This window comes from Amycolatopsis sp. DSM 110486 (assembly GCF_019468465.1).
Classification (GTDB): domain Bacteria; phylum Actinomycetota; class Actinomycetes; order Mycobacteriales; family Pseudonocardiaceae; genus Amycolatopsis.
Genome location: NZ_CP080519.1, coordinates 7,660,701 through 7,683,198 on the forward strand (window position 1 = coordinate 7,660,701; position 22,498 = coordinate 7,683,198).

At 72.3% G+C, this 22,498-nt stretch carries 22 protein-coding genes; 14 read left to right on the forward strand and 8 right to left on the reverse strand.

Going from position 1 to position 22,498, the window contains the following annotated elements; all coding sequences use genetic code 11:
- Positions 1–234: 234 nt before the first annotated feature.
- From K1T34_RS37135 to K1T34_RS37185, 11 genes are all read left to right on the forward strand, one after another.
- Positions 235–1,275: a LacI family DNA-binding transcriptional regulator gene (locus K1T34_RS37135; RefSeq protein WP_220239392.1), complete on the forward strand. Its 1,041-nt coding sequence runs from the start codon at positions 235–237 to the stop codon at positions 1,273–1,275.
- A 142-nt stretch (positions 1,276–1,417) separates the two neighbouring features.
- A complete protein-coding gene (locus K1T34_RS37140; protein WP_220239393.1) occupies positions 1,418–2,389 on the forward strand; it encodes a carbohydrate ABC transporter permease in 972 nt (323 codons plus the stop codon).
- Between the two features lie 3 nt (positions 2,390–2,392).
- Positions 2,393–3,220 carry a carbohydrate ABC transporter permease gene (locus K1T34_RS37145; RefSeq protein ID WP_220239394.1) on the forward strand — a complete coding sequence of 276 codons (828 nt, stop codon included), beginning with the start codon at positions 2,393–2,395 and terminating at the stop codon, positions 3,218–3,220.
- A gap of 65 nt (positions 3,221–3,285) precedes the next feature.
- Entirely contained in the window at positions 3,286–4,563 is a 1,278-nt protein-coding gene (locus tag K1T34_RS37150; protein WP_220239395.1) for an ABC transporter substrate-binding protein, read from the forward strand.
- 22 nt (positions 4,564–4,585) lie between these two features.
- Positions 4,586–5,767 (forward strand): ADP-ribosylglycohydrolase family protein, encoded by a 1,182-nt coding sequence (locus K1T34_RS37155; protein WP_220239396.1) that lies wholly within the window; start codon positions 4,586–4,588, stop codon positions 5,765–5,767.
- Entirely contained in the window at positions 5,764–7,104 is a 1,341-nt protein-coding gene (locus K1T34_RS37160) for an ADP-ribosylglycohydrolase family protein (protein ID WP_220239397.1), read from the forward strand. Before K1T34_RS37155 ends, K1T34_RS37160 begins: the two co-directional genes overlap by 4 nt.
- 55 nt (positions 7,105–7,159) lie before the next feature.
- The gene (locus K1T34_RS37165) at positions 7,160–8,044 is read left to right on the forward strand and encodes a ribokinase (protein ID WP_220239398.1); all 885 of its coding nucleotides are present in this window, start codon (positions 7,160–7,162) and stop codon (positions 8,042–8,044) included.
- A complete protein-coding gene (locus K1T34_RS37170) occupies positions 8,041–10,005 on the forward strand; it encodes an SUMF1/EgtB/PvdO family nonheme iron enzyme (RefSeq protein ID WP_220239399.1) in 1,965 nt (654 codons plus the stop codon). The genes K1T34_RS37165 and K1T34_RS37170 overlap by 4 nt, the downstream gene beginning before the upstream one ends.
- Entirely contained in the window at positions 10,002–11,210 is a 1,209-nt protein-coding gene (locus K1T34_RS37175) for a CaiB/BaiF CoA-transferase family protein (protein ID WP_220239400.1), read from the forward strand. The genes K1T34_RS37170 and K1T34_RS37175 overlap by 4 nt, the downstream gene beginning before the upstream one ends.
- Positions 11,207–12,046 (forward strand): CoA ester lyase, encoded by an 840-nt coding sequence (locus K1T34_RS37180; protein WP_220239401.1) that lies wholly within the window; start codon positions 11,207–11,209, stop codon positions 12,044–12,046. The genes K1T34_RS37175 and K1T34_RS37180 overlap by 4 nt, the downstream gene beginning before the upstream one ends.
- Before the next feature lie 73 nt (positions 12,047–12,119).
- A complete protein-coding gene (locus tag K1T34_RS37185) occupies positions 12,120–12,350 on the forward strand; it encodes a hypothetical protein (RefSeq protein ID WP_220239402.1) in 231 nt (76 codons plus the stop codon).
- On the opposite strand, the gene K1T34_RS37190 is transcribed toward K1T34_RS37185, so the two are convergent.
- The 3 genes from K1T34_RS37190 to K1T34_RS37200 all read right to left on the reverse strand — a co-directional run bounded on the left by K1T34_RS37190 (position 12,347) and on the right by K1T34_RS37200 (position 15,043).
- Positions 12,347–12,763 (reverse strand): DUF6010 family protein, encoded by a 417-nt coding sequence (locus K1T34_RS37190; protein WP_220239403.1) that lies wholly within the window; start codon positions 12,761–12,763, stop codon positions 12,347–12,349. The genes K1T34_RS37185 and K1T34_RS37190 overlap by 4 nt on opposite strands.
- A 103-nt stretch (positions 12,764–12,866) precedes the next feature.
- A complete protein-coding gene (locus K1T34_RS37195) occupies positions 12,867–13,031 on the reverse strand; it encodes a hypothetical protein (protein ID WP_220239404.1) in 165 nt (54 codons plus the stop codon).
- A 47-nt stretch (positions 13,032–13,078) separates the two neighbouring features.
- A complete protein-coding gene (locus K1T34_RS37200; RefSeq protein WP_220239405.1) occupies positions 13,079–15,043 on the reverse strand; it encodes a Na+/H+ antiporter NhaA in 1,965 nt (654 codons plus the stop codon).
- Positions 15,044–15,144: 101 nt separating this feature from the next.
- On the opposite strand from K1T34_RS37200, the gene K1T34_RS37205 reads away from it, so the two are divergent.
- Entirely contained in the window at positions 15,145–15,657 is a 513-nt protein-coding gene (locus K1T34_RS37205; protein ID WP_220239406.1) for a CGNR zinc finger domain-containing protein, read from the forward strand.
- 44 nt (positions 15,658–15,701) lie between these two features.
- Here the strand turns inward: K1T34_RS37205 and K1T34_RS37210 are convergent, their stop codons facing one another.
- Both K1T34_RS37210 and K1T34_RS37215 read right to left on the reverse strand, forming a co-directional pair.
- Positions 15,702–18,035: an ABC transporter permease gene (locus K1T34_RS37210; RefSeq protein WP_220239407.1), complete on the reverse strand. Its 2,334-nt coding sequence runs from the start codon at positions 18,033–18,035 to the stop codon at positions 15,702–15,704.
- A complete protein-coding gene (locus K1T34_RS37215) occupies positions 18,032–18,739 on the reverse strand; it encodes an ABC transporter ATP-binding protein (RefSeq protein ID WP_255637822.1) in 708 nt (235 codons plus the stop codon). The genes K1T34_RS37210 and K1T34_RS37215 overlap by 4 nt, the downstream gene beginning before the upstream one ends.
- A 129-nt stretch (positions 18,740–18,868) precedes the next feature.
- On the opposite strand from K1T34_RS37215, the gene K1T34_RS37220 reads away from it, so the two are divergent.
- Complete coding sequence (locus tag K1T34_RS37220; RefSeq protein ID WP_220239408.1) at positions 18,869–19,666, forward strand: sensor histidine kinase; 798 nt, start codon at positions 18,869–18,871, stop codon at positions 19,664–19,666.
- On the forward strand, positions 19,663–20,346 hold the full coding sequence (locus K1T34_RS37225) for a response regulator transcription factor (protein WP_220239409.1): 684 nt from the start codon (positions 19,663–19,665) through the stop codon (positions 20,344–20,346). Before K1T34_RS37220 ends, K1T34_RS37225 begins: the two co-directional genes overlap by 4 nt.
- On the opposite strand, the gene K1T34_RS37230 is transcribed toward K1T34_RS37225, so the two are convergent.
- The 3 genes from K1T34_RS37230 to K1T34_RS37240 all read right to left on the reverse strand — a co-directional run bounded on the left by K1T34_RS37230 (position 20,343) and on the right by K1T34_RS37240 (position 22,490).
- Positions 20,343–21,239, reverse strand: a complete 897-nt coding sequence (locus K1T34_RS37230) for an LLM class flavin-dependent oxidoreductase (protein WP_220239410.1) — start codon at positions 21,237–21,239, stop codon at positions 20,343–20,345. The two genes, K1T34_RS37225 and K1T34_RS37230, sit on opposite strands and share 4 nt — an antisense overlap.
- 89 nt (positions 21,240–21,328) lie before the next feature.
- On the reverse strand, positions 21,329–21,700 hold the full coding sequence (locus tag K1T34_RS37235; RefSeq protein ID WP_220239411.1) for a cupin domain-containing protein: 372 nt from the start codon (positions 21,698–21,700) through the stop codon (positions 21,329–21,331).
- Positions 21,701–21,824: 124 nt separating this feature from the next.
- Positions 21,825–22,490 (reverse strand): GntR family transcriptional regulator, encoded by a 666-nt coding sequence (locus K1T34_RS37240; protein WP_255637825.1) that lies wholly within the window; start codon positions 22,488–22,490, stop codon positions 21,825–21,827.
- Between the last annotated feature and the right edge of the window lie 8 nt (positions 22,491–22,498).

Genomic DNA, 22,498 nt, shown 5'->3' on the forward strand with positions numbered 1-22,498 from the left:
GACCGCGGTCTCCGCCCCCTTTTTTCGTGCCCGGAAAACCGCCGAGCCGCAGGTCGCGGCTGTCGTGTGGGCTCGGAGGTCGCGGTGTGGTGTACCGCTGGTTGACACGGCGGCTCTGCGGGGTGCACTATCGTGATTAATCCCGTTGGAAACGTTTCCAACTCTCGGATCGCGAACTTGGAAACGTTTCCAAATCGTGAGCCGACACAGACCACTACCGAGGTTTGAGCGACGATGACGTCAACACGGGCCACGCTGATCCAGGTGGCCGAGCGCGCCGGGGTGTCCCTGGCCTCGACCTCCCGTGCGCTGCACGGGGTGGGCGCGAGCAGGGCGATGGTCGAGCGCGTCCGGGCCGCCGCCGAGGAGCTCGGGTACAGCGCCGACGCGATCGGCCGGTCGCTGCGGATGAAGAAGACGTTCCAGGTCGCGTTCGCGGTGGCGGACATCGGCAACCCGGTCTACGTCGAGATGATGCGGGCGATCCACGAGGTGCTCGCGCCCCACGGCTACCGGGTGGTCGTCATGTCGACAGGGGACACCTCCGACTCGACGATCGAGCTGGTGCGCAGCCTGGGCAGCGGCTTCGTGGACGGCATGATCGTGAGCCCGCTGCGCACCGACGACGGCCTGATCACCGAGATCCAGCAGGCTCCCGTGCCGGTCGTGGTGATCGGGCGCGCGATGGACGACCGCGGCATCAGCTCCGTGTCCACCGACTCCGCGGGCGGGATCGGCGAAGCGGTGCGCCACCTGCGCGCCATCGGGCGCCGCCGCATCGGCTTCCTCAACGGTCCGGCCGACACCACGCCGGGTGCCTCGCGCCAGCGCGGTTTCGACGCCGCGGTCAACGCCGGTGACCTCGCGGCCGAGCGCATCGAGCGCGAGACCGCCGAGGACTTCACCGTCGGCGCCGGCCTCGAGGCCGCCCGCCGGATCCTGGCGCGCGTGCCCGAGGGCGCACCGCAGCTCGACGCGCTCGTCGCGGCCAACGACCTGCTCGCCATCGGCGCCATCCGCGCCGTGCGGGAGCTGGGCCTGTCCGTGCCCGAGGACGTCGCCGTGACGGGCATGGACGACACCGAGATCGGCCGCGTCTTCCAGCCCAGCCTCACCAGCGTGTCCCTCGGCGCGAGCGAACGCGGGCGCGCCGCGGCCCGCCTGATGCTGCAGCTCGCCGACGACCCCGACCAGCCGGCCCAGCAGGTGTCGGTCGGCGCGGAGCTCGTGGTGCGCGAATCCACCACAACGGCCACCGAACGGGGTGAGCGATGACAGTGCGGCTTGTACTCATGCGGCTTGTGCCCATGAAAAAAGGTCCGGCTGCGGGCCGGTCCTCCGCCGGCGAACGGCCGGCGCCCGGGACCACCGACCCGACTGTGACCACCGGGACGACCGGGACCGAGCGAGGTGACCGATGACGACCCCGTCGCTGACCGAGCCGAAGCGCGGCACCGCGCAGCCGCCGGCCCCGCGGTCCAAGAAGCGCGTGAAGCCGATGGCGCGCACGCGCAGGCGTGAGGCGATCGCGCTGGTGCTGCCGTCGTTGATCCCGATCCTGGTGCTGAGCGTGGCGCCGCTCGTGGTCGGCGTGTTCCTCGCGTTCACCAACGCCCGGCTCGTGCGCCACCCCGACTACAGCTTCGCCGGCCTCGACAACTTCGCGCGCCTCGGCGGCAACGCGTTGTTCTGGGACTCGCTGCGGATCGGCATGATCTGGACCGTCGGCGTGACGCTGCTGCAGCTCGCGGCGGCGATGGGCCTGGCGCTGCTGCTCAACTCCGGCCTGAAGCTGCAGGGGCTCACGCGGGTGCTCGCGCTCGTGCCGTGGGCGATGCCGCCCGTGGTCGTGGCGATCATGTGGCAGATGATCTACTCCGCCAACGGCGGGCCGCTCAACGCGTTCCTCGGCGCGGTCGGTCTGCCGAGCGACATCAACTGGCTCGGCGACTTCTCCACGGCGTTGCCGGCGGTGATCGTCGTCGGCGTGTGGGTCGGGATGCCGCAGACCACGGTGACGCTCCTGGCAGGGCTGCAGCAGATCCCCGGCGAGCTGCTGGAAGCCGCGGCGGTCGACGGCGCGAGCGCGTGGCGGAAGTTCACGGCCGTGACGTGGCCGGCGATGCGCCCGATCGTCACGTCGATCACCTCGCTCAACTTCATCTGGAACTTCAACTCGTTCTCGCTGGTCTACGTGCTCACCGCCGGTGGGCCGGGCGGCAAGACGATGGTCCCGGTGCTGTTCATCTACCTGGAAGCCTTCAAGAACCGCGAGATCGGCTACGCCGCGGCGATGGGACTCGTCGTCGTGATCGTGGTGGTGCTGATCCTCGCCGTGTACCTGCGGTCGCAGTTCCGCACCGAAGACCGCGCGGAAAAGGGGCGCTGAGCCATGCGCTTGCTCGTTCGTCCGGCCCAGTACGTGGCCCTGGCGCTGTACATCCTGTTCCTCGGGTTCCCCCTGCTGTGGCTGATGTCGGCCTCGGTGAAGTCCTCGGGTGAGCTCAACTCGCTCACGGTCAGCCTGCTGCCGCAGGAGTGGCACTGGGAGAACTACACCGAAGCCCTGACACGTCAAGGACTTCTGCACTCGGCGTGGAACAGCCTGCTCGTGGCGCTGGCCTCGACGGTGCTGTCGATCATCATCTCCGTGCCGGCCTCCTACGTGCTGGCCCGGCTCAAGGGCAAGGTCCGCATCGCCGGCGTCGGCTGGATCCTGGTGAGCCAGGTCTTCCCGGTGGTGCTGATCATCCTGCCGCTGTTCCTGATCCTGCGGACGCTCGGGCTGGCCGACAACCTCGTCGGGCTCACGCTCGTGCACACCACGTACATGCTGCCGTTCGCGTTGTGGATGCTGCAGGGGTACGTGGCCGCGATCCCCACGGAGCTCGAAGAAGCGGGCGCGATGGACGGCGCGAGCCGGTTCACCGTGCTGCGCACGATCGTCTTCCCGCTGCTGGCCCCCGGCGTGGTCGCGACGGCGATGTTCAGCTTCGTGTCTTCGTGGAACGAGTTCTTCTTCGCCTTGGTGTTGTTGCAGTCGCCCGAGAACTACACGCTGCCCATCACCTTGAACACGTTCGTGGGCGGCGAGGGCAGAACCGCCCTCGGACCGCTCGCCGCCGGGGCCGTGCTCGCCGCGATCCCCAGCATCGTCTTCTTCAGCATCCTGCGGAGGAAGCTCACCAGCGGGCTCATGGCCGGGGCTGTGAAGGGATGACCCCTGACCGCCCGAACCCCGCGAAACCCTTGATCCCCCAACAGAAATCCCCGAAAGGTCGGTCGATGAAGACACGACGCCTGCTGGCTGCGGCCAGCCTGATGGTCACCGCCCTGCTCGTCGCCGCGTGCGGCAGCGGCAGCGGTGACGCGAGTGGCCCCGTCACCCTCACGTTCCAGTCCCTGTCCGACCAGCCGGCCGCGATCGCCGAGACGCAGAAGATCGTCGGCGCCTGGAACACCGCGCACCCTGACGTGCAGGTCAAGATCGTGCAGGCCGGCTGGGACAGCGTCTACGACAAGCTGATCACGCAGTTCAACGCCGGCACCGCGCCGGACATCGTGCACTACGAGGCGGCGGGCATCGAGCCGTTCGCGGAGGACGACTACCTCGCCGACCTCACGCCGTACCTGTCGCAGGCCAAGCACGACGACTTCCAGAAGGGCGTGCTGGACTCGGTGACGTTCGGCGGCAAGGTCGTCGCGTTCCCGACCGAGGTGCAGTCCTATGTGGTCTTCGCGAACAAGAAGCTGCTGCAGCAGGCCGGGGTCGCCGTGCCGACCGGCAAGACCATGACGTGGGACCAGCTGCGCCAGATCTCCAAGGCCACGACCAAGGGCGGCACCTACGGCCTCGGCTGGGGCCTGTCGAGCCCGACGGCGGCGTTCGTCGCGCTGGCCCCCGGCTTCGGCGGCAAGTACTTCCAGGGCACCGGTGACCAGGCCAACCTGACGGTGGGCGAGGGCGAGACGGCGCTGCCGAAGCTCGTCGACGAGATGGCGTACCAGGACCACTCGGTCCTCCCGGTCACGCTGACGCAGTCGGGTTCGAAGGCGCTGGCGCCGTTCTACGCGGGCCAGACCGCGATGACCGTGCAGGGTTCCTACCAGGCGGCCAACATCGCGAAGGACGCGCCGAAGGGCTTCGACTGGGTCGTGCTGCCGCCGCTGGCCGGCCCCGCCGGTCCCGCGCAGGCCGCCAGCCCGCAGACGCTGTCGGTGAACAAGGACTCCGCGCACGTCAAGGAAGCAGCCGAGTTCATCGACTACTTCACCAACACCGACAACCTGGCCGCCATGAACGAGGCCGACGCGCTGATCCCGCCCACCAACTCCGCGCGCCAGGCGCTGGCCACGAAGCTCGCCAGCAAGACCGGCTGGGACCAGATCCTCGCCTCCGGCCAGTACATCACTTCGGCGCCGTATCTGTTCGCCAGCAAGTACCCGCAGTGGAAGGACACCATCGCCACCCCGGCGTACCAGCAGTTCCTGGCCCAGAAGATCGACGCCAACGGCTTGACGACCCAGCTGCAGAACGGCTGGAAGAGCGTCACCACCAACTGAACGAGAACAGGAGCGGATTCTCTTGACCTGGCTGGAAGACCGGGCCGTCGCGGTGATCACCGGCGCGGCCGTGGGTGACGCCCTCGGCGGGGCCGTCGAAGGGTGGACCCCCGAGCAGATCGAGGAACGCCACGGCGGCCGCGTGACCGGCATCGTGGGCCCGTGGTACCCGAACTGGCGCGACGCGCGTCCCATCGCGCCGTACCACAAGGGCGACGGGCACATCACCGACGACACCCTCATGACGCGGGCGCTCGTGGAGGTCTACGCGAAGCGCCGCGAACACCTCGACGCGTTCGCGGTCGCCGAAGACCTCGTGCCGCTGATGATCGGCGCACCGCAGTGGGTGCCGGAGCTGGAGTCCACGGCGCTGCTGCTGCAGCGCGTGTTCCTCGCGGAGAAGTGGATCGTCACTCGGCTCCACTACGGACACGTGGACCCGCGCGAAGCGGGCGTGGGCAACGTCGTCAACTGCGGTGCGGCGATGTACGTCGCGCCGGTGGGCGTGGTCAACGCGGGTGACCCCCGCGGTGCCTACGCCGAGGCGATCGACCTCACGGGCGCGCACCAGTCGAGCTACGGCCGGGAAGCGGCCGGCGTCCTCGCGGCGCTGGTCGCGGCCGCGGCCGCCCCGGGCGCGACGCTCGACGACGTGACGGCGGCGGCGCTGGAGCTCGCGCACGACGGGACCGCGGTGGCTCTGCGCGCGGTGATCGACGCCTTCGGCGGGACCACCGCGGCGCCGGTCACCGACGAGGAGGAACGCGCGCTGGCCCGCAAGGTGCGGGAAGTCGTGGCGCCGTTCGACTCCGTGGGGCCGGAGTACCGGCAGATGTCACTGGACGCGCGGCGTCCGTCGCGGACCAAGTCCATCGAGGAGCTGCCCGCGGCGCTCGCCTTCGTGCTCGCGCACCGCGGCGACTTCCGCGGTGCCGTGCTCGCGGCCGTGAACTACGGTCGCGACGCGGACTCGATCGCCGCCATGGCCGGGGCGATCTGCGCGGCCCTCGGCGGCGCGGAGGTCGTGCCGGCGGAGTGGCTCGACCCGATCGGCGAGGCCAGTCGCATGGACATCGTCGAGACCGGCCGCGTGCTGGCCTCGGCGGCGACCGACATCATGCGGGCCGACCGTGAGCGGGCGCAGGCTCGCGTCAAGGCGCTGGACGGCCTCGACGGGGCTCTCGCCGTGGAGGCGCGGGCGTGAGGCTGACCTGGGCCCAGCCCGAGGACCTGCTCGCGCACGAGCTCGTCCAGTCCTCTGTGGAGGGTCGCGACACCGCGGACGTGCGGATGCGCTGGGTGGCGGCGGGCGGCGACCCCGTCCCCGCCGTGAGCGGCGCCGGGCCGAACCCGGCGCCGCCCGCCCTGCGGGCTCTGGCGCGCACGCTGCTCGGCGAGCTCGCGGCGGTCCCGGCCGCGCCGGCGCCCGACGAGCCGGACGAGTGGGACGCGATCGTCGCCACGCTGCCGGCCGCGCCGGACCTGCCGCCGGGCCTGCGCGACGGGCGGGTGCTCGGCGCGTGGACCGGGCGCGCAGCCGGGTGCCTGCTGGGCAAGCCGGTGGAGAAGATCCCGCGCGAGGGCATCGAGGAGATCCTGCGCGCCACGGACCGGTGGCCGCTCGAGAAGTGGTTCACCGCCGTCGGGCTGCCCGCGGACGTCGCGGCGCGGTGGCCGTGGAACAAGCGCTCGGCGCCGACGTCGCTCGAGGAGAACATCCACGGCATGCCCGAGGACGACGACCTCAACTACCCGATGCTCGCGCTCACCCTGCTCGAGACGCGCGGGCGCGGGTTCACCACCGAGGACGTCGCGCAGCTGTGGCTCGACAACCTCCCGGCCGGCCGGGTGTTCACGGCCGAGCGGGCGGCCTACCGCAACATCCTCGACGCCCGCCCGGTGCCCGAGACCGCGACACACCTCAACCCGTTCCGCGAGTGGATCGGCGCGCTGATCCGCACGGACTTGTTCGGCTGGGTCTCCCCGGGCGACCTGCGCGCGGCCGCCGGTCTCGCGTGGACCGACGCCCGCCTGAGCCACACCCGCAACGGCGTCTACGGCGCCATGTGGGCCGCGGCGCTGGCCTCGGCGGCGATGGTGTGCGACACGGTGGACGAGGTGCTCGATGCCGCGGCCACGGTGATCCCGCCGGGCAGCCGCCTCGCGGAGGCGGTGCGCCTCGGCCGCGCGGCTGCTTCGTCCGGTGACCTCCGCACCGGCCTCGACCGCCTCCACGCCGCTTACGGTGACCTGCACTGGGTCCACGTGCTCGGCAACGCGGCCGTGATCGCCTACGCGCTGGCCAAGGGCGCCGGCGAGTTCGGCCCGAGCGTCTCCATCGCCGTCACGGCGGGCTGGGACACCGACTCGGCCGCCGCCACGGTCGGCGGCGTGGTCGGCGCTCTGCGTGGTGTGCAGGGAATCGGCGAGCAGTGGGTGACGCCGCTGGACGGCCGCATCGCGACGTCCCTACCCGGTGGCGAGCAGAAGATCACCGACCTGGCGGCTCGGACCGTCGCGCTCGCGGAGCGTGTGTCGTGAGGGCGCGCCGGTTCGCGGTCTCGGCAGGGATCGTCGGTTGCCGGGAGCGTGTGTCGTGACGGGAAGTGTCGTGGTGGTCGGGTCGGCGAACGTCGACCTGGTCGTCGACGCGCCGCGGCCGCCGCGGGCCGGGGAGACGATCCTCGGCGGGCGGCTGCGGCGCAGCCCCGGCGGCAAGGGTGCGAACCAGGCGGTGGGTGCCGCGCTGGCCGGGGGAGCGCACACGACGTTCGTGGGCGCGCTCGGCGAGGACGAGGCCGGGGATCTGATCCTGCTGTCGCTGGGCGGCGCGGGCGTGCGGACCGACCTCGTGGCGCGGACGAAAGCGGCCACGGGCACGGCGTTCATCACGGTGTCACCGGACGGCGAGAACGCGATCGTCGTCGCGCCGGGTGCGAACGAGCGCGTGCGGATCGGCGAGGTGGAAGCCGCGCGGATCGCGACGGCCGACGTGGTCTTGGCACAGCTGGAGATCCCGCTCGCGGTGGTGCGCGCCGCCGCGGCCGCGCGCAAGCCGGGCGCGCTGTTCGTACTCAACGCCGCGCCGTCGCGGGAACTGCCGGCCGACGTCTGGGCCGCGCTCGACGTGCTCGTGGTCAACGAGCACGAAGCCGCCGACCTCGGCGGCCTCGAAACCCTGCTCGACCGCGTGCCCGCCGTCGTGGTCACGCTCGGCGGCGACGGCTGCCTCGTCGCCGAACGCGCCGGGGAACCCGTGCGGGTGCCCGGGATCCGGGTGACCACAGTGGACACCACCGGGGCCGGCGACACATTCTGCGGAGTGCTCGCCGCCGGCCTCGCCGAGGGTCGGCCTCTCGCCGACGCCGCGCGGCTCGCGTGCGTGGCCGGTGCGCTGGCCGTCACGCGGCCTGGCGCGCAGGCCGCCGTTCCCACCGCTGAAGAGGTCGCGGCTCTCGCGGCCGGAGAAAAGGTGCGATGACCACCCCGTTCGACCCGCTCGTGCCGCGCCCGATCGACCGGCCGGCCGAGGTTCCCCTGACCGCGCTCACCGGCGAGCAGCTCGCGGCGCTCGACGAAGCCAAGATCTTCGCCGCACCGAGTGACCCCGCCGACCGGCCCGCGTGGCGCGCCCGCCTGCGTGAGTGGCGCGAGGATTCCCGCCGGCGCCACGACTACACCGGCGAGGCCTACGAGCGCCCCGGCGCCGTGTGGGCGGCTCGGTGCCACACCGTCGCGCAGGTCTGGCTGTGGGACGAGCTGCTGTACTCCTTTGCCGAGCACAAGTTCACGCCCGAGGTGTTCCTCGCCGACGCCCGTGAGCGCTTCGGTGGCCTCGACGCCGTGGTGCTCTGGCACGCCTACCCCGTGATCGGCCTCGACGACCGCAACCAGTGGGACTACTACCGCGACGTCCCCGGCCTGGCCGAGCTCGTCAAGGCGCTGCACGACGCCGGCCTGCACGTGTTCGTGGACTACAACCCGTGGGACGTCGGCACCCGCCGCGGCGCGGACGACCTCACCGAGCTGGCGGCCCTCGTCGCGGACTTCGAAGCCGACGGCGTTTTCCTCGACACGCTCAAGAAAGCCGAGCCGGGCTTCGTCGAACGGCTCGAAGCCGCGCGCCCCGGGATCGTGCTGGAGGGCGAGTCGAAGCTGCCGGTCGAGCGCATCGCCGACCACACGGCGTCGTGGGCCCAGTTCTTCGCCGACTCGCCCGTGCCCGGCGTGCTGCGCGCGCACTGGTACGAGCGGCGCCACATGCAGCACCACGTGCGCCGCTGGCACCGCGACCACTCCGAGGAACTGCAGTCGGCGTGGCTCAACGGCGTCGGCGTGATGGTGTGGGAAGTCGTTTTCGGCGTGTGGGTCGGCTGGTCCGCCCGCGACGCCGCGACCGTGCGGCGCATGGTGACCGTGCAGCGCGCGGCCGGCGACCTGCTGCTGGGCGGCGAGTGGACCCCGCTCGCCGAGCTGACGCCCGAGGCTGAGGCCGCCGGCGTCTATGCGTCCGGCTGGGGGCTCGACGGCGTGACACTGTGGACACTCGTCAACCGCGGCGAGACGGACTACACCGGTGAGCTGCTGCCCGCCGGGCCCGGCAAGGTCCTCGACCTGCTCGGCGGCGTGCCGGCCCGTGGCATCGGCGCGGTGCTGCACCTGGCCGACGGCACTCCCGAACCCGCGTGGCTGCCGGAACTGCTCGACGCGCTGAAGTCCACGCCCCACGATGCGCACTTCCGTTTCCCGCACCGGATCGCGGAACGGGTCAGTACACAAAGGACCACTGGCGAACCCGAAGCGGACGCCGTCACGGTGCCGGCCGGGCCGTACGTGCTGACCGTCCGCTACCAGGCCCGCGAAACCGGCATGTACCAGGGCGCGCCCTACGTCGACGAGTGGAAGCCCCTCCCGCCGCGGTTGCACGACGCCCGCACCCTCCAGCGTGACGGCTCGCTTGCGACCTCGGTCGCGGTGGCGGCCACCGAGGTCACCAACGCGCAGTTCGCCGAGTTCCTCACCGCCACCGGCTACCGGCCCGCGTACGGGCACCGGTTCCTCGCGCACTGGATCGACGGCGTGCCAGACAATCCCGAGGAGCCCGTGACCTTTGTGGACATCGAAGACGCCCGCGCGTACTGCGCGTGGCGCGGCGGCCGGCTGCCCACTGAGGACGAGTGGCAGCTGGCGGGGGAGAGCCGCGGCGAGCCTGCCGTGTGGAATTCAAGCCTGTGGAACTGGACCGAGAGCGAGCACTCCGACGGGCGGACCCGCTTCGTGATGCTCAAGGGCGGCAGTGACTATCGGGCCGAGGGCTCCGAGTGGTACGTCGAGGGCGGCCGCCACGCCCCCGACGTCAGCGTGAAGCTCCTGCTGCCCGGTTTGGGTCTCGCGCGCGCCGCGACGGTCGGGTTCCGCTGCGCTTGGGAGGTGACGGCATGACGACGTCGCGGGATTCCGCCGGTGGCGCCCTGGCCGGGCTGCGGGTGGTGGACGCGTCCACGCTCTTCGCCGGCCCGATGGCCGCGATGCACCTGGGTGACATGGGTGCCGAGGTGATCAAGGTCGAGCACCCGAGCCGCCCCGATCCGTCGCGCACGCACGGCGTCGCCAAAGACGGGGTGAACCTGTGGTGGAAAACGCTCGGGCGCAACAAGCGGACCGTCACCGCGGATCTCAGCAGCGAAGGCGGGCGTGAGGTGTTCCTGGCGTTGGCCGCCGAGGCCGACGTGGTGATCGAGAACTTCCGACCGGGCACCCTGGAACGCTGGAACCTCGGCTACGACGAGCTTTCCGCCCGCAACTCGCGGCTCGTGCTAGCGCGCGTGACCGGGTTCGGCCAGTTCGGCCCGTACCGCTCGCGCCCCGGCTTCGGCACCCTCGCCGAGGCGATGAGCGGGTTCGCCGCCACCACGGGCGAGCCGGACGGCCCGCCGACGCTCCCGCCGTTCGGCCTCGCCGACGGCGTCGCCTCCCTGGCCACGGCTTACGCGATCATGGTCGCGCTTTCTGCCCGTGCCACCAGCGGGCGCGGGCAGGTCGTGGACACCGCGATCATCGAGCCGATCCTCGCGATGCTCGGCCCGCAGATCACGCGGTGGGACCAGCTTCAGACGGTGCAGCCGCGCACGGGCAACCGGTCCATCAACAACGCGCCGCGCAACACCTACCGCACCGCCGACGGGCAGTGGGTCGCCGTGTCCACCTCCGCGCAGTCGGTGGCCGAACGCGTGGTGCGGCTCGTCGGCCGGCCCGACCTGGCCGACCAGCCGTGGTTCGCGCGCGGCGCCGACCGCGCGCAGCACGCCGACGAGCTCGACGACGCCGTGGGCGGCTGGATCGCCCAGCGCAGCCGCGCCGAGGTCGTCGCCGCGTTCGAAGAGGCGCAGGCCGCGGTCGCCCCCATCTACGACGCCGCCGACATCGTCGCCGACCCCCAGTTCCGCGCCCTCGGCACCATCCACGAGATCGACGACCCCGAGCTCGGCCCGATGCTCATGCAGGGCCCGCTCTTCCGTCTCTCCGACAACGACGGCGTCATCGGCTTCACCGGCCGCCCCCACGGCGCCGACACCGACACCGTGCTGAAGGAACTGGGCTTCTCGGCGGAGCGCATCGCCGAACTTCGGGACGGGGGAGCGGTATGAGCGCGACCCCGCCGTTGACCTTCCTCTACGCCCCGGCCGACCGGCCCGATCGGGTGGAGAAGGCGCTCGCGTCGGAGGCCGACGTGGTGCTGGTGGATCTCGAGGACGCTGTGGCGCCGGCGCACAAAGACGAGGCGCGCGAGAACGTCGTGCGGCTGCTGGCCGGCCTGCCCGAGGGGCGCCGGGTGCAGGTGCGCGTGAATCACCCCAGCACGCCGTGGCACGAGGCGGACGTGGCGGCGCTCGCGGGGCTGCCGGTGGCGGTCGGGGTGCGGATGCCGAAGGTGGAGGCGGCCGAGGAGGTGCTGGCGCTCGCGGCGGCGTTGCCGGGGCGGGAGCTGCACCCGTTGATCGAGTCGGCGCTGGGGGTGGAGCGGGCGTTGCAGATCGCGACCGCTTCGCCGCAGGTGGCGTCGATCGGGCTCGGGGAGGCGGATCTGCGGTCGGACCTGGGGGTGGACGACGAGGCCGGGCTCACGTGGGCGCGCAGCCGCGTGATCGTGGCGGCGCGGGCCGCGCGGCTGGCGCCGCCGGCGATGTCGGCTTACACCAACGTGCGCGACCTTGAAGGGCTGGCGGCGTCGTGCCGGGCCGGGCGCGCGCTCGGGTTCCGTGGGCGCACGGCGATCCACCCGGGCCAGCTCGCCACGATCCGCGCCGCGTTCCTGCCGAGCGCGGAGGAGGTGGCGCGGGCCAGTGAGGTCGTCGCGCGCGTCGCCGACGCCACGGCGGCCGGGGTCGGGGCGATCGCGCTGGCCGACGGGACGTTCCTCGATGTCGCGATGGTCGAGCGTGCGCGCACGGTGCTGGCGCTGGCCCAGCCGGATCCCGCGTAAGCGATCTCGAACACAGGAAAGCCCGTCCCGTCTTCGACTACTCTGGGCATCGACGAGTCCGGAGGGAGGGGCCATGACCGACGAGGAGCTCGTGGTCGAGTTCGCGCTGCGGCGCCTGGACAATCCCGACCTCGAACTGGAGGAGATCGCGGCGCTGGTCGTCCGGCGGCTGGGGCCCGAGCGCATGCTGGAGTTCGCGTCGCAGAACCTCGCCACGCGCGGTGAGCTGCGCGCGGCGATCTTCCCCTCGGCCGTCGAGCACGTGCTCCGCGTGGTGCTGACCCTGCGTGGCCGCAGCGACTAGCCGCCCACCGCGGCAGCGGCCGGAGTCTTCCGGCGCAGCCACGCCCAGGGACTGCGCCCGCCCGTGAAGGCCCACAGCGCGATCACCGGGTCCGTCAGCGCGCACCCGAACGACGAGTCCGCCGCGAACGGCAGGATCGGCGCGCCCTTGAGGTGGTGGACGACGTCCCACGCCGTGTGCAGCAGCCACCCGATCCCGATGAACGTCCACGAGTCCAGCCCGCGGAAGGCGACCAGCGTCAGCACGGCGCAGAACACCACTTCCCACACTCCCAGCTCGCCGCCGGACAGGTAGGCCGCGCCCGCTCCGGCGACCATGAGGGCGTTGAACTTCCGCCGGTGCGGCTCGGGGATCAGGGACGAGAGCAGCACGTACACCAGGCCGATCGCGATCGGCAGCAGCACTTCGGTCATGGTCGTCACGCTAGGAAGCCCGGGGCGCGCCCACTACCGGCCTCCGCGCCAGACAGCAGCGGATTCCCGCCAACCGACGGGAATCCGCTGCTGCGTACCGGGTTCAGCGCGGCTTCGGCGCGGCGTGCCGACGGTGTGGCCAGAAGGGCAGCCGAGCGCCCTGACGGGTGACGTAGATGCCAGGGATGAGGCCGAGTGCCGGGCTCAGCGCGCCCGTGGTGCCGATCTCGGCCGGGGCGGTGGTCTTGGTGCTGGTGTGAGCGGACATGACTTCCTCCGGGTGTCCCGAGTGGACAGGTCTCTTGTGGACGGTGCTCAGGCCGCGGCGGCCTCGATCGCCGCCGCGGGGGCGAACGCGGCCACGCGGCTGCGGGCGCTGGTGATCACGGTGGTCAGCGTCGCGAGGTCCTGCCGGCCGTCGTGGCGCTGGTCGTTGACGAAGAACGTCGGGGTCCCGGCCACGCCGCTGAGGTCGGCCGACTCGACGTCCCGCTCGACGTGGCCGGCGAAGCGGCGGCGCAGCAGGTCGTCGCGGAACCGGTCGACGTCGAGGCCCAGCTGCTCGGCGTAGCCGACGAGGGCGTCGAAGTGCAGGTCGGTCTGGTTGCCCAGCAGCAGGTCGTGCATCGGCCAGAACGCGCCCTGCGCGCCCGCCGCCTCGGCGGCCTCGGCGGCCAGCTGTGCGTGGGGGTGGATGTCGTGCAGGGGCAGGTGGCGCCACACGTAGCGGATGTCGCTGTTCTCGGCCAGCAGCTCGCGCGCGGTCGGCGCCGCCATGCCGGTCCACGGGCACTCGAAGTCGCCGTACTCGACCACGGTCACCGTGGCGTCCTCCGGCCCTCGCACGTGGTCGCGGCTCAGGTCGACCGGAGCGACGAGGTCGGTCAGCAGGGGAGCGTCGCCGAGCAGTGCGCGGGTCCGTACCTCTTCCGGCAGCGCGGCGGTGAGCTTCTGCACCAGGAAGGTCAGCAGCGCCGCGCCCGCCGCCGCGGCGAGGACACCGAGCTTCGCCTCCTCCAGCTCCCGCCCGGTGAAGGCGAGGTCGGCGATCAGCAGCGACACGGTGAACCCGACGCCCGCCATCGCGCCGCCGCTCAGCACGCCGGCCCAGCCGACCGGCGGCCGCAGCGCGCCGCCGCTGAGGCGGGTCAGCAGCCACGAGGTGCCGAACACCGCGACGGGCTTGCCCAGCACGTAGGCGAGGAAGATCCCGACGGTGATCGGTGCCGTGACCGCGCTCGCCAGCACCTCGGTGTTCACGGTGATGCCGGCGTTGGCCAGCGCGAACAGCGGGACGACGACGTAGCTCGTCACGCGGTGGAAGGCGTGGCGCAGGCGGGCGTTGGCCGACAGCGTGGCGCTCAGCCGCTTGCTCGCCGAGCTGGCCGTCTCCGCGGTGGGCTGCTCACGGAACAGGCGCACCAGGGTGGTCGCCTCCTCCAGCGAATCGCGCTTCGGCACGTACGCCGATGTCGCCAGCCCCACCGCCAGACCGGCCACGACCGGGTCGATCCCGCTGGTCAGCAGCGCGCCCCACACCGTCAGCGCCAGCGCGGTGAACACGGGCTTGCGGTAGCGGTAGTCGAGCCTGCGGCTCGCCAGCACCCCGGCGTACGCGGCGGCGGCGATCCCGACGGCCATGAGGTCCACATGCCCGCTGTAGGCCAGCGCGATGACCACCAGGGCCACGATGTCGTCCACCACGAACACGGTGAGCACGAATGTGCGGATCCGCTCTGGCGCGCCGCGCCCGACCACGGTGAACACGCCCAGCGCCAGCGCGGTGTCGGTCGACATCGCCGCGCCCCAGCCGTGCGCGCCGGGCCCGCCGCCGTTGAGCGCCAGGTAGATCAGCACGGGCACCGCCATGCCGGCCAGCCCGGCGACGGCGGGCAGGATCAGGCGGCGCCGTTCGCGCAGGTCGCCGAGGTCGAACTCGCGCCGCGCCTCCAGCCCCACCACCAGGAAGAACAGCGTCATCAGGCCGCTGTTGACCCAGTCGCGCACCGGCAACGCGGCGCTCAGCGGCCCGATCCGCACGCTCAGCACCCAGTTCCACACGGCGTCGTACGCGCCGGGCGCCAGGTTCGCCCAGGCCAGGGCCATCACGATCGCCGCGACGAGGATCCCGGCGCTGCCGGACTCGGTCCGCAGGAACGTCCGCAGCGAGCTCGACGACGGCCCGGACATCGACATCCGGCCCATCGACATCTCGGGCTGGCTCATCTCCGACATCGACATGGCTTCGCTGGTCCACGGGTGCATCGGCGTCACGTTCATGTCTAACCCTTAAAGTAGCTGGTGGTAGTTAGAACTCAAACATGGTAGAACTAACCTGTCAAGAGGGAATTTGAGGGTTAGATCAATCGGAGGGTGGAGCGGTGGAGAGAACGGTGGAGAACGACGAGACGCTGGTCCTCGACCTGCTGAACACCACGGCGCTCGTCGACGGCACGCCGCACGACGACCTGGCGGACGCGGCCGAAGCCCTGCGCTGGCTGTCCGCCTACGGGCAGCCGGCGACGGAGGGGGAGTGGCGCACCCTGCTCGACCTGCGCGCGACGCTGCAGGAGGTGGTGCGCGGCGATGCGGAACCGTCGTCCGTAGGGCGCTTCGTCGAGGGCGTCGGCTACCTCGCGACCCTCGGCGCCGACGGCATCGGCTGGACCCTCGATGCCCCCGCGGGCCACGCCGCCGCGGCGCGCGCGGTCCTCACCTGGGACGGCCTCCGCGAGTCCGGCCGCCTGCGCCCCTGCGCCAACCCGGAGTGCCGCGTGTTCCTCATCGACCACAGCAAGGCCAACACCGCCCGCTGGTGCTCGATGGCCACGTGCGGTAACCGCCTCAAGGCGCGCCGGCACTACCGCCGCGCCCGGCAGTCCGAAGTGGACTGAAGTGGGCCCTGCCCCCCCCCGGCGACAGGGCCCGCTCCAGGGCTTCATTCGTTGTGCAGCACCTTCGCGATCGGCAGCCGAGCCGCGCGTGCGGCGGGGATGAGCGCGCCCAGCACGGCGATGACGACCCCGGCCAGCCCCAGCACCACGAGCATCGGCGCGCGATAGACGTCGATCACGAACCCGAACACGTCCGACTGGGCGGCGCGCAGCATGGCCGGCCCGACCAGCCGGTGGACGAAGAAGCCGAGTGGCAGCCCGAGCAGCCCGCCGACCACGCCCAGTGCCCCCATCGAGGTGATCATCATGACCGTCACCTGGCGCGGCGTCATCCCGATCGCCTTGAGCATCCCCAAGTCGCGCCGGCGTTCGTGGGCGTTGAGCACCACGGTGTTGAACACTCCCAGCGCCGCGACGATCGCGAGCACCAGCGTCAGGACCGACGCGCTGCTGACCAGGAGCACGGCCTGCGAAGACGTGCCGTCACGCGGGGGAACGACCTCCAGCCCGGGGTCGCGGGCGTGCACCGCGCTCGCGAGCGCCGCGCGGTCGGCGCCGGGAGCCAGCTGCACGTCGTAGGTCTCCGCGCGGGTGCCCGGCGCGAGGACGTCGAGGGTCGACCAGTCGGCGTAGATCGCCTGGTCGTTGTTGGTCAGCGTGACTCCGACGAGCGTGAGCTGCGTGCGATTTCCGCCCAGCTCCACCGTGATCGTGTCGCCGAGGGCGAGCCCGCGCTGGTTGAGGAACCGGGACGGCGCGGCGGCTTCCCCCGCGCGTGCCGCCCACCGGCCGTCGAGGATCTCCGGCCCCAGCGCCGCCGAATCCCCGCGGGAGAAGGTGACCGAGGGGTTCTCCTGGCTGCCGAGCAGGTGCACGGTGCGCTCGGCCGAGGCGGCGACCCGGGCGGAACCGGGCAGCGAACGCAGCATCGCCTCGTCGGCGGAGTCGCCGAGCGCCGGAGCCGGACGCGGACCGGCCAGCCCGGCCGGACTGGTGAGCCCGTCGGGCAGGCCGGCCAGGAACTCGACGCGGTCGGGGTGAGCGGGCCGCATCGCGTTGTTGTACGCGTTCACCGACAGCGTGACGCCGATCGACAGCGTCACCGTCATGACCCCGAGCACGATCGCCGCCAGCGTCAGCGCGCTGCGCGCCGGGCGGGCGAACGGGACGCCGAGGCCGAGGCTGATCGACCGCGGCAGCCGGGTGCCTGCGAGCCGCCTCTGGACGGCGAGCGCGCGCCCGAACCGAGGTCCGCTGCCCGCGCTGATCGCCGCGGTCGCCGGCAGCCGGCGGGCCCGCAGTGCGGAAACCAGCGCGGCCAGCACGACGACCAGCGGCAAGCCCACCAGCGCGACGACGTCGACCCAGGCGTCGATCCCGACGTCGCCCGCGCCGAACGCGCTGAACGCGTCCGCCAGTACTGGCTTGGCGACGAGATTGCCGCCGATCGTCCCGACGACGCAGCCGAGGGCGGCGGGGACGAACACCATCAGCAGGTACACGGCCATCACCTGGTTCGGCGTGAACCCGAGCGACTTGAGCACCCCGATGTCGCGGAACCCGGACACCACCGCGCCGCTCACCACGTTGGCGACGATCAGCACGGCCACCGCGAGCCCGAGGATCCCGAACGGGACCAGGAACGGCACGTACGGGCCGACGTCGGAGTTGAGCCGTTCCTCGACGGTCAGGTAGGACTGCTCGCCGAGCACGGACCTCGCCGGCAACCCTGCCGTCACCTCGGCCTGACCCGTGTCGACCTCCGCAGCCGTGGCGGCGTGGGTGAAGCGGTAGAGCACCTGCGCCGTGGTCGGCCGCAGCGCCGACAGCTGCGCCGGCGTCACCCACGCGTCGGCGGACGCGCTCACCGAATACGCGAACCCGACGACGGTGAGCACGGGCTTACCCGGGATCTCGATCCGCGAACCCACGGGAACCAGGTCGCCGGAACCGCGCGGGAAGTTCAGCACGATCTCCCCGGGCGCGGTGGCCCATCGGCCCGCCCACACGTCGAGCCGGTCGACGGCGCCTTCGGGGTCCGCGCGCCCGACCGTGGTCAGGCTGCCCGCCCGCGCCGCGACGCTCTTCGCCGTGTCCAGCGTGACCTGCCCGAACGGCCCGGCCGACGCCTCGACCCCGGGCCGGGTGGAGGCGTCGGCGAGCTGCTCGCCCGACACCCGCGTGGTGTCGTAGGCGACGACGAGGTGCGCGCCGTTCTGCTCCGCGTGCGCCCGCTGGAACGGCCCCGACGCCGACACCAGCAGCCCGAGCGCGAGCACGATCGTGCCGGTCGACACCGCGACCACGACGCCGATCACGGCCGTCTGCACTCGCCGGCGCCGGACCGCGGCGCGCGCGACCCGCCACACGGCGCTCACGAGCTGCGCTCCAGACCCGAGGTCGCGGCGATCCGGCCGTCGACGACCTGGACCACGCGCGTGGCGCACTGCTTCGCGAGCCGCTCGTCGTGCGTGACGAGCAGCAGCGTCTGCCCGATCTGGTTGAGGTCGAGCAGCAGGTCCATCACCTGCTCGCCGGAGCGGCTGTCCAGCGCGCCGGTGGGTTCGTCGGCCAGCAGCAGCGCGGGCCGGTTCATCAGTGCCCGGGCCACGGCCACGCGCTGGCGTTCGCCGCCGCTGAGCTGCGCGGGGTGGATGTTGCGCCGGCCGGCGATGCCGAGCTCGTCGAGCAGCTCCAGCGCCCGGGCTCGGGCCTGCGCGGCCGAAGTGCCGGTCAGCTGCGCGGCGAGGGCGACGTTGTCGAGCGCCGGGAGGTCGTCGAGCAGGTTGAAGAACTGGAAGATCATGCCGATGCGCCGGCGGCGGAACAGCGCGAGCCCCGTCTCGCTGAGCTTGCCGAGATCTTCGCCATTGACCACGACGGACCCGGACGTCGGCCGGTCCAGCCCGGCCACCATGTTCAGCAGCGTCGACTTCCCGCTGCCCGACGGCCCCATCACCGCGACCGCCTCGCCGGCGCGGATCCCCAGCGAGACCCCGTCGAGGGCCACCGAATCGCTGTACTCCTTGCGCACGGCGGACAGCTGCACCACCGGGTTCGCTCTGCTCTCGTCACTGGTCACAGCACGCAATCCTGAAGCAGCTTCGCCGCCGGGGCATCAGTCCGGGGAGGTAACCGCCGAACGTGGTCATCCTGGGGATGTAGCCGCCGGGTTGATGCGGCGGACGCGGCGGCCTGGGAGAGTCAAGGTGTGTGGGAACTCGGGGTCGCGGCCGTGGCGTGCCTGGTCGCGGTGGTGCTGGCCGTGCGGCTGATTCTCGCGCGGCGCGCGGCCGCCCGTGCGCTGGAGCAGCGCGGGTGGCTGCTGGAGCGGGAGCGGGAAAGCGCCGCACAGCAGGCCGTCGACGCCGAACGCGCGCGGATCGCCCGCGAGCTGCACGACATCGTGAGCCACAACGTGAGCGTGATGCTCGTGCAGGCCGGCGCCGCGCGCCTGGTGGTCGAGACCGAGCCCGCGCAGGCGGCCGAGGCGTTGCGGGAGGTCGAGACCGCCGGCCGCGACACGATGACGGAGCTGCGGAACCTGCTCGGCCTGCTCGCACCGCCGGCCGACGGCGAGGAGCCGCCCGACCTCGCGCCGCAGCCCAGCCTCGCGCGGCTGAGCCCGCTCGTCGACCGGATCGCGTTCGCCGGGCTGCCGGTGGAGGTGCGCGTGTCGGGCGAGCCGCGGTCGCTGCCGTCCGGAGTGGACTTGACGGCGTACCGGATCATCCAGGAGGCGCTGACCAACGCGCTCAAGCACGGTGACGGGGGGAAGGCCGAGGTGACGGTGCGCTACACCGACCACTACCTGCGGGTCGAGGTGGTGAACAGCGGGCCGAGCGTGCTCACGGGCGGTTCGGCCGCCGCGTCCTCCTCGCAGGGGGAGGGGCGTGGCTTGCTCGGGCTGCGGGAACGCGTCGCGGCCTTCGGCGGTGACCTCGACGCGCGGCGCCGCCTCGGGGGCGGGTTCCGCGTGCGCGCCCGGATCCCGCTGGAGCGCCCGTGACCGCCCCGCGCGTCGTCATCGCCGACGACCAAGGCCTGGTCCGCACGGGCTTTCGCATGATCCTCACGGCCGGCGGCATCGACGTGGTCGGTGAAGCGGCCGACGGGGTGGCCGCGGTGGAGCTGGTGCGGGAGCTGCACCCGGACGTCGTGCTCATGGACATCCGCATGCCCGCCATGGACGGTCTCGAAGCCGCGCGCCGCGTCCTGGCCGACGACCCGCGCTGCAAGGTGCTGATGCTGACGACGTTCGACCTCGACAGCTACGTCTACCAAGCCCTCGCCGCCGGAGCGAGCGGCTTCCTGCTGAAGGACGTGACGCCGGAACACCTCGTGGCCGCCGTCCGGCTCGTCGACACCGGCGACGCGCTGCTGGCGCCCTCGATCACGCGGCGGCTCGTGGAACGGTTCGCCGCGGCCGCCGCTCCCGCTCCGGCCGCGGCAGCTCCGCCGACGCACCGAAACCTGTCCGCGCTGACCCCGCGCGAGCTCGAAGTCCTGACGCTGCTGGGCCGGGGCCGGTCCAACACCGAGCTGGCCACCGACCTCACCCTGAGCGAGGCGACGATCAAAACCCACGTCGCGCGCATCTTCGCGAAGCTGTCCCTGCGCGACCGCGCCCAAGCGGTGGTGCTGGCCTACGAAACCGGCCTGGTGTCGCCCGGGGACCCGCCGGCTTAGCCCTCGACCGCCTGCCGGACCGCCGGCACGACGTCTCGCGCGAAGCGCAGCACCTGGTCGATCGTCTGGTTCTCCGGCCAGAAGACGAACGTCGTGAAGGGCAGGCCGGTGGCCGAGCGCGTCAAGAACTCGGCCCACTGGGCCGCGTCGCCGCGCACGGGTTCGGCGCCGGCGGCGACCTGGAGGGTGCCGGGCGCGTTGGTGATCGTGCCGACGACCTGGCAGATCCGCCGCACGTCCGACGGCTGCCGGCCGGCGGCCGCCGCGGCCTCGTCCAGGATCGCGTGCGCCGGACCCCACTGCTCGTAGGGCAGGTAGGACGGGATCGGCGCGGCCCAGCCGTCGGCGACGCGGCCGGTCAGGGCCAGCGCCTTCGGTCCCTGCGCGCCGGTCCAGAGCTCGATCGGGTGCGCGGGCCGGGGCCCGGGCACGAGACCGTCCACTGTGTAGTGAACGCCGCGGTGGTGGAGGGGCCGGCGGTCGGCCCGCCAGATCGCCCGCATGAGCTCGAAGGCCTCCTCGAGAGCGGCGTTGGCCTCGGCCCGCGAGCGCCGTTCGACGCCGAGGCGCTCGATCGCGTCCCAGTAGCCGCCCGCGCCGACGGCGAGCTCGAAGCGCCCGCCGGACGTGAGGTCGAGCGAGGCGGCGGCCTTGGCGAGCATCGCGGGCGGGCGCAGCGGCAGGTTCGTCACGTCGGGGAACACGTGGATGCGGCGGGTGGCGGCCAGCAGAGCGCCCGCGAGCACGAAGGTGTCTAGGTACTCCGGCACGTACGGGTGGTCCTGGATGCCCAGGAACTCCAGCCCGTGCTCCTCCGCGGCCACCGCCAGCTCGCGATGCGCGCCGACGTCGAGCGTCGGCACGAGCGAGAACCCGAAAGCCAGGCGAGTCATGGCGGTACCTTCCGGTCGAGGTGGTCACGCATTCTGACTATCAGCGATAATGACCACTGTCGTGACGGAGCATACCGTGGGGAGGGGCTTTACTCCGGCGAGCCGAACGGCGCGTGCACCATCCAGACGCCGACGGCGGGCTCGTCACCCGCGTTGAACAGGCGGTGCGGAGTGGCCGAGTCGAAGTAGACGGAGTCGCCCGGGCCGATCTCGGTGGTGTCGAACCCGACGGTGACCCCGAGGCGGCCGCTGAGGACGTAACCGAACTCGTGGCCGGGGTGCGTCTGGCGCCGGCCTTCGGGGCACGACGCGCCGCCGACGTCGTAGGTGATCTTGAGGAAGTCGGCGCCGGGCACGTCACGCGGCGTGAGCCGCTCCCACGTGATGCCGCCTTCGAGCTTGAGCGTGCCGCGGGTCTCGCCCAGCTGCACCAGCGGCGCGCTGATCAGCTTCTGCGGCACCGGGAACTCGCCGGCCGCCACAGATCCGCCGTTGCTCGACGACAGGGCCGGCCGTCCGCGCTTCGGCTCCGGAGACTCGGCCCGCTCGCCGGCGGGGTCGAACAGCCTAACCGTTAACCTCGCTTCAGGACGGGACGGGAACCGCGAACACCTCCGGGTGCCTCACCAGCTCCACCCGCGTCCGGCGGATGTGCAGCTCCAGGATGCGCTCGGCCGACGCGTGATCGCGCTGGCGCAGCGCCTCGATGAGCAGCCGGTGCTCCGCGCGGATGATCCAGCTGCGGCGTTCCCCGGCCAGCCGCGTGAAGGCCCGGCGGTAGTGCTGCGTGGTGTCCCACAGGCGGTTGAGGATCGCGGCGAGGTCGTGGGCGTCGTGGTGGCGGTAGACCGTCCAGTGCAGCTGCCGGTCGAGCACGAGGAACTCTTCGACGTCGTCGGTCCGCTCGATGCGGTCCTCGAGCGCCTCCAGCTCGTCGATGTCCTCATCGGACAGCCGGGGCGCGGATTCGGCCAGTAGCAAGGGTTCCAGCCGCTCGCGCATCTTGTACGACAGCTCGCACTCGCGCACGTCCATGGACGTGACCCACGCGCCGGAGTTGGCGCGCAAGGTCACCAGACCTCGGGACTCCAGGATGCGCAGGGCTTCGCGGACCGGCAGGCGGCTGGTGCGCAGCTCCTCGGCCAGCTCGTCCTGGATGATGCGCGTGCCCGGGGCGAGGCGGCCGTCGAGAATCCGCTCTCGCAGCTCGTCGGCGACGCGCTGGCTCGCCACGCCCGCGGGTACGGCCACGCCGGTTC